The 2,157-nt window shown below is 43.4% G+C and carries 1 protein-coding gene; it reads left to right on the forward strand.

The genetic code is table 11. The features are described from left to right. Nucleotides 1–64 precede the first annotated feature (64 nt). Nucleotides 65–1,714, forward strand: a complete 1,650-nt coding sequence (locus DXX94_RS18300) for an electron transfer flavoprotein-ubiquinone oxidoreductase (protein ID WP_116018117.1) — start codon at nt 65–67, stop codon at nt 1,712–1,714. Nucleotides 1,715–2,157 lie beyond the last annotated feature (443 nt).

The raw sequence follows: 2,157 nt of genomic DNA on the forward strand, positions 1-2,157 counted from the left end.
AACGCATGTTTGAAATTCAAACGAGTGTTTGAATGACGCGGAACAAAACATTCAAGGGGGAATTATGGAACGCGAATCGATGGAGTTTGATGTCGTCATCGTGGGTGCCGGTCCATCAGGTCTAGCTACAGCTTGTCGTATCATGCAGCAAGCTCAAGAAAAAGAACAAGAGTTAATGGTATGTGTGGTTGAGAAGGGCTCTGAAGTCGGTGCACATATACTCTCTGGTGCGGTATTTGAGCCAAGCTCGCTTACTGAACTTTTCCCTGATTGGAAAGAAAAAGGTGCGCCGTTAAACACGCCAGTAACCGGTGATGACATTTATTACTTCAATGGTGAGAATAGCGCACACAAATTGCCGGGCTTTATGACGCCAAAGACTATGCACAATGAAGGTAACTTCATTGTGAGCATGGGTAATATTTGTCGTTGGTTGGCTGAACAAGCTGAAGAGCTTGGCGTGGAAATTTTCCCTGGCTTTGCTGCACAAGAAGTTATTTATAATGAAGATGGCAGCGTTGCTGGCATTATTACTGGCGATATGGGCTTAGATCGCGAAGGTAATGAAAAAGATTCATTTATGCCGGGTATGGAGCTTCGTGCTAAGTACACTGTATTCGCTGAAGGTTGTCGTGGGCACTTAGGTAAAGAGCTAATTAACAAGTTCAACTTAAGTGATGGCAAATCGCCACAGCACTACGGTATTGGTTTTAAAGAAATCTGGGATATTGACCCAGAGAAGCACCAAGAAGGCCTAGTAGTTCACTCAGCTGGCTGGCCGTTAAGCAATGACACTGGTGGCGGTGGTTACTTGTACCACGCAGAAAACAACCAAGTGTTTGTTGGTTTAATTGTAGACTTAAGCTACTCAAACCCGCATTTAAGCCCGTTTGAAGAGTTCCAACGTTACAAGCATCATCCAAAAATTAGCCAGTATTTAGAAGGTGGTAAGCGTGTTTCTTACGGTGCACGTGCACTTGCTAAAGGTGGTTTTAACTCTTTGATCAAGCAAACTATGCCTGGCGGTATTATCATCGGCTGTGATGCTGGCACCATGAATGCAGCGAAAATCAAAGGTAACCATGCGGCGATGAAATCTGGCCTATTAGCCGCTGAAACAATTGTTGAGGCGTTAGCGAGCGGCGATGAAGGCGGCAAAGACCTAATCACTTACGATGAGAAGTTTAAAGCGTCTTGGTTATACGAAGAGTTGCACAGCACGCGTAACTTCACACCATCAATGCACAAACTAGGTACATTCTGGGGAGGTGCTTACACGACCATCGACCAAAACTTCTTTGGTGGTAAATTGCCGTTTAACTTCCGAGATGACTCGCTTGATCACGCGCAATTAAAATTGGCAAGTGAAGCACCTGTTATTGAATACGCTAAGCCAGATGGCAAGTTAAGCTTTGACCGTTTATCTTCAGTGTTTTTATCGAACACTAACCACGAAGAAGAGCAGCCGTGTCACTTAAAACTGGCTGATGCAACCATCCCAATGACAGTGAACATGGAAAAATATGCCGAGCCTGCACAGCGTTACTGTCCGGCTGGGGTATACGAAGTACAAGAAACTGAAGACGGTAAGCAGTTTGTGATTAATGCGCAAAACTGTATTCACTGTAAAACGTGTGATATCAAAGACCCGAGCCAGAATATTACGTGGGTAGCACCAGAAGGTACGGGTGGTCCAAACTATCCAAATATGTAGCTTTAGTATTAAGTACTGATTAATAGGTAATAGGAAAAACCACTTCAATTGAAGTGGTTTTTTTATATGCGTCATCTCAACAAGTGTATAAGCAGCGTAAAGCTGGGGGCCAATAACGTCAGGAATATTTACAGTGGAGATTTCACTATGTAATTAACTGCCTGAAAAGTCAGTAAATGAACGAATAGGAACACATTATGCAAAGAACCCGCTTTACGCTCTTTGCATGAAATCTAACAGTTTACGAATTCACAAGCCATTAAGGCTAAAAGCTCGGGTAAATTAAATAGTAGGTAGTGTATCCGGATTATCACCAGGGGTAGGGGTAAGAGGTAGGTGAATGAACACAGCATTTATTTCAGTGTTGTAGTTAGTAGTAACCAAGGGGAGAGTGTTGTGATCGGCTGACAGTCTGATGGTTGACAACTACAATGGAGATAGTC

It is taken from the genome of Thalassotalea euphylliae, from assembly GCF_003390375.1.
GTDB lineage: Bacteria > Pseudomonadota > Gammaproteobacteria > Enterobacterales > Alteromonadaceae > Thalassotalea_F > Thalassotalea_F euphylliae_A.